This window comes from Moorena sp. SIO3B2, from assembly GCF_010692525.1.
GTDB classification, from domain to species: Bacteria; Cyanobacteriota; Cyanobacteriia; order Cyanobacteriales; family Coleofasciculaceae; genus Moorena; species Moorena producens.
Genome location: NZ_JAAHHE010000413.1, coordinates 1 through 4924 on the forward strand (window position 1 = coordinate 1; position 4924 = coordinate 4924).

Annotated in this window: 4 protein-coding genes and 1 pseudogene; 1 reads left to right on the top strand and 4 read right to left on the bottom strand. The window is 39.1% G+C overall.

What is annotated here, in order from left to right:
* Positions 1-479: 479 nt before the first annotated feature.
* The 3 genes from F6K38_RS34910 to F6K38_RS34920 all read right to left on the bottom strand — a co-directional run bounded on the left by F6K38_RS34910 (position 480) and on the right by F6K38_RS34920 (position 2906).
* Positions 480-1148, bottom strand: a complete 669-nt coding sequence (locus F6K38_RS34910; protein ID WP_287359690.1) for a hypothetical protein — start codon at positions 1146-1148, stop codon at positions 480-482.
* A gap of 493 nt (positions 1149-1641) precedes the next feature.
* Positions 1642-2445 carry a hypothetical protein gene (locus F6K38_RS34915; protein ID WP_287359692.1) on the bottom strand — a complete coding sequence of 268 codons (804 nt, stop codon included), beginning with the start codon at positions 2443-2445 and terminating at the stop codon, positions 1642-1644.
* Between the two features lie 20 nt (positions 2446-2465).
* Positions 2466-2906: a hypothetical protein gene (locus F6K38_RS34920; RefSeq protein WP_287359693.1), complete on the bottom strand. Its 441-nt coding sequence runs from the start codon at positions 2904-2906 to the stop codon at positions 2466-2468.
* Positions 2907-3144: 238 nt separating this feature from the next.
* On the opposite strand from F6K38_RS34920, the pseudogene F6K38_RS44540 reads away from it, so the two are divergent.
* Positions 3145-4352, top strand: a pseudogene (locus F6K38_RS44540) (IS4 family transposase).
* Here F6K38_RS44540 and F6K38_RS34935 read toward each other — a convergent pair.
* Positions 4329-4924, bottom strand: a 596-nt coding sequence (locus F6K38_RS34935) for a UvrD-helicase domain-containing protein (protein ID WP_287359695.1), incomplete at its 5' end; no start/stop codon positions are given. The pseudogene F6K38_RS44540 and the gene F6K38_RS34935 overlap by 24 nt on opposite strands.

Consider the following 4924-nt stretch of genomic DNA (forward strand, 5'->3'; position numbering starts at 1 on the left):
TTTCCTTGATATCCCTAATGAAGAAAATAGTTATCAGAGGTTCACACTTAGTTGGCTGAACCTCCCAGGGAACAGTCTATCGTGATAATGATTCTTTTTATTGTTAATAATAATCATTATTAGTAAAGAAATGTTACAATGCATGCGGTTATAGACGTACCATGCTATAGGAATGCGCTTGGTCAGTGTTGGGAGAATGCGATCGCACGCCATCCTAGTACCAAAAAGGCTAGTGATAAACAAATAGTGACTTTAGCTCCCGTTACTTTGACCAGACCCTAGCCAAATCACTACATCTTTACCACGACCCAAGAAACGATCGAACAACAAGTATAGAAGGTTGGCGTGTCGATTCGGTGCAGTCAAGTGTAAGGAATTCTGAACAACAAACTATTAGGATCGACCCGTAACCAGCCAGAGAGGAGAAAGACTAGATTTCTTCAGATAAAGCTCGCCGTCAGACTGGCTACTAGGGAGGATCAACGTTCAGCAGGAGGGGCCTCCGATAGAAGTCCTGTGGCACTCTCTAGCTGGGACCTCACGGTGCCACCTACTTCCCGTTCGACGACTAGGGTTACAATGACTGGCTGTGGTTGCTGGTGGGTAGCGTTTCCCCCTCCAGAAGAAGATGGGGATACTTGTTGAGTCGCACTTACTTCAGAATAGGATAAAGACTGACCGGTATTGGTTAATCTCATTGGAAATATAACTGAAATCAAAGAAACTTCCTTTGGTTTCTTGAAGACTTGGCGTGCAATACGGACAGGAGCAGGAGCAATAATATTAAGGAGTGATGGTCGATTTTTTATTGTGTCTTCTTCATACAATAACTTAGCAATACTATTAGCTGAGACACTAACAATACGTGTGGGCTTTTCACCTCCCAAAGAATCCAATTCTTGGTCTTCTTCGATGTAAACTACGAAATTTCCTGATGCAATCGAATATTTACAAGGACCTTTGATTTCAGTCCCTTCAACCTTTAATAGGCAGCCTAAAACTTCCTCACCAGGTCGATCGTCCAAGGCAACTGGATTGAGATGGTAGGGTTTACAAACAGAGTTGTAGGGAAATTTTGTACATAGTACATAGGGATCCACCGTTACCTGTTGACTCGAATTCTCCTCTGTTTGAGCAAATGCAGCCATACAATAACCCACTGCTAAAGGGCTTACTGTCTGTTTGCGTACTTCTAAAGCCTATCTGACTTCGGGTACCGGTGACCTAGCTGGGTTAGCTTACGCTTGGGCTTTTGCTCCCTCCCCCGGAGGGCGATCGCTTCTGCGGTTGTGTTTTTGCCTGAGGGGGTGACATGAGCCCTGAAAAGCTTACTAGATAAGGCTTTGATGCCCGTTTTCTTAGCAAAGATAAATTGGCAAATTGACCTTCCTTTGATGTTCTTGAAGCTCAAACCCTTATAACTACGTCCAAGGTCAGGCCAAAATACCATGTATTTTTTTGTAACATATCGGCTGAACGCACTACCCAGTAAGGATTTTAGCTTGCATGTCACCCCCTCAGGTTTTTGCAAAAATAAGATGCACCTGATAAAAGGATAAGGAAATAGGAATTGATATAGTTAATGTATCCTTTTTATGAATAGGTTAAATATATTTCTAAGTTTAATTTTAAGTTTAAATGTCACCATCTTAATAATTTATCAATAAGGTTTCTTTTACAACGAGTTTTTTTATTTAAAATAGCTTTACCAAATCTTTCTAAACTCAAAGGAGACCAAAAATGCCACTTAGGCTTAATTAAAATTACGAGCATTTCCAAATTTAAATAAAGCAGTGATATTAGTATAAAACCAAATAAATTAAGTGTAAGTGAGATTATTAATACAAGCATTTCAGGTAAATTTAACAAGTTTCTAAGAATTAAGCTTATACTTGGAAGAAAGCCAGCGTAGGCCATAACACAACAATAAACTAAGTGATATACTTTTTTTTGGTATAATGTACTTCGGTTGGTGCAATAACTACATTTTTTATTATAATAGTTACATTCTAATCCTTGACGAATAAAGTTTACAATAGCAGAGCAACAATTATTTCTACCTATATGATACATACATAAATTTTGGTCTAAATCATTATGAATATATTTTTCATAAAATTCAAGCATCCTACTTTCGTTTAGGTAAGAATCAGGTATGTGGATTTCTACTGTAGGTTTACGATTTCTCTTGGTACATTCTTCTTTAAAAGAAATATAATTAGCTTTAGGAACATAATCCTTTAGTAAATATTTTTTTGAGTCGTCTTTATTTTGTTGATTTTCCTCAATATATTCTTCTAAAGACTTAGGTCTATGACTAATATAAATTTGTCTTTTTTTAGTTGTTATTGTCATAGATGCATGACCAACATCTCTACGATATAAAGCATTAAGTAAAGCTCTTTCAGGTAATTCACCTTTCCAAATATGTAATGTAACGCTCATTGATATCATCAAAAATACTTTTAACGATGTAATTGTGACATTTTGTGGTTGACAAAATTAGTAAAGTTTCTGGGATAGGCTGAAATATTACTAATGATATTCCAACAGATAAAAAATGAAGGTCTACTGAAGGCAGAAACCATACCTGCTTCCCAATATTTCCATAATTTTTGGTCTACTATATCTAATTCATAGTGTAAAAGATATTGTTCATAACATAGGTCAAAATAGAGCCATACTGGTCTTACTATAATTTCTTTATCCTCATCTGACAAACTATCAATATTAAAATTTTCGTCTAGAACTATTTTTGGTAATTTTTCAAAGATTTCTTGGTATCTCTTAGTATATTCACTTACATTTGTTATTAATAGCTCTTGCTTAATACCTTTATTCTGTACCCATATACTATATATTGATATAATTAAAGCTAGTAAAGCAATAAAATCACTAAGTTGCATAATTAATTTAAGGCTTTATTTTTTCGATACGTAATTGTAACATGGTTACTACCAAATAATTTTTGTGTGCTTTTATCTTTTTATGTTTAAAACAATTTGTCTACCCTTAGTTAGTGGGTCAGGGTAAGAGCATCTCAATCACCTAAGTACAGGACAAAAAGCTTGAAATGAAGAGCAGGATAGGGTTTCATCAGAAATACCACAATCTGTCAAAACCCTATGAATCAATAAGCGCGAATTGAAGCAATTACTCCAAGAGCATTTAGACGCTCCTTGGAGCCAGACTCTCCCTTAAGCGCCCTGTTCTTGTTGGCTGTGCTGAAGGTAAAAACGGTCAATCTCTGTGAGCTGTCGTTAGGGTTTGGAGGCAGGGCACTGCCGGAATCGAGCTTACTTGCGTCAGAGCGCGATTTTTTCGAGGCTTTGAGGTGGATTACGCCCAGATTGCCAAAATCGTTGTGAGCTGGATGGGGATTCCTGATGGGTGGGTGCTGAGCCTGGACCGAACAACATGGGAATTCGGGTCTCATTGCTACAACATTCTGACAAACGGCATTGTCCATGAGGGAGTAGCAAATCCAGTGTTGTGGTGGCTGCTCGACAAGAAGGGAAACTCCAATAGTGATGAGCGAATGCGCTTACCCGTGGCGTTTTACCAGCTCTTTCCCAAAGCCGAGATAAGCGTGTTTGTGTGCAGACCTGCATGTTTATTGGTCAGGCATGGATTCGTTATCTGTTGCGCGGGGCCGACTCTATCGTTTCGTATCCTTTTCCTCGCCACTGATAAGATTGAACGCTCAGGAACAACCCTTGCAGCCAAAGTGGTTTTTGCCCATAAGCATGCCAGGTGAATCCCAACTACTCTGATACTGCTGGCGAAACATTTCTTAACACGCTGAAAGCCTTAATATTCTGTGTAATGGTCGAAAAACATTTTATAGTTTTGTAACGTAATCAACGGCAGAATAAGTGTTTTGGATGTTAACTTATATTTCGCCAGCAGCATCTACTCTTGGGGGTTTGTCGTGTTTGGGGCTACCCAGTTTCAGTTGAAGCCAAGCGACTTGATGATGGCCAGTAAAGAGTCGTGATTGCACCCCCAGCAACCCAGGATCTGGTCACTGACGTTTGCCTTGCGTTGGGGCATTGAAACGCTATGCAGGCATTTTTAAAACCCGAGGCAAATGCCATTGAGTCCACTCACTTTACTGAACCTGAGCGTTTACGCAAACTTAAAGCCGCTGCTGACACTGGCACGCTCGTTGGTCAATGCGAACGGGTTTGTGGTTACACCAGTATCAACCCATTACTATTAAAAAACACGCTCGTCGGCAAGCGAGCTTATTTCGCTTAGGATTTGACTACTTGCGGCATTTGGTTTTAAATCCTTCTATCCACAATGAGGCTGAATTTTCGCACTCTCTAAAACTTTTGTCCTGTACTTAGGACAATACCATACTCTGACAGATGGGTGTCTTGAACTTCGTCAACTTGAACAAAATCAAACTTATCTGCCCAACGTTGGCTAATCTCTGGTTCATGGTGTACCATGAGACGAACATAAAATATCAGATCTGCAAAGTCTAAGGCATGACGCTTTTGAAGGATAGTTTGATACTGAGCAGCACGTTGAGCGTAGTTATTTTCTAATGGGGCATATAGATTTTCAACCAGATTATCTAGAGATAATTGACAGTTTTCAGCCTGAATTTTGCACTTAACTAAGCTAGAAAATAACTGCTGGGCATCTCTATCGTTCAATACATGGAAAACTTCTTTAACCAATTCGAGACAATCATTATCGTCATAAATCACGAAATCTGTTGGCAGTCCAATCTGACGAGCTTCCATCCGTAGTATGGAAGCACACAAACCATGAAAAGTTTTAATGGTTAGGTGTTGTAGTTGTTCTGGACAATACTGAGATAACCGCCCGCTCATTTCCTTGGCAGCTCGATTGGTAAAGGTCAGGCATAGAATTCGTTGAGGAGAGATACCCTGATTAATTGCACATAAAA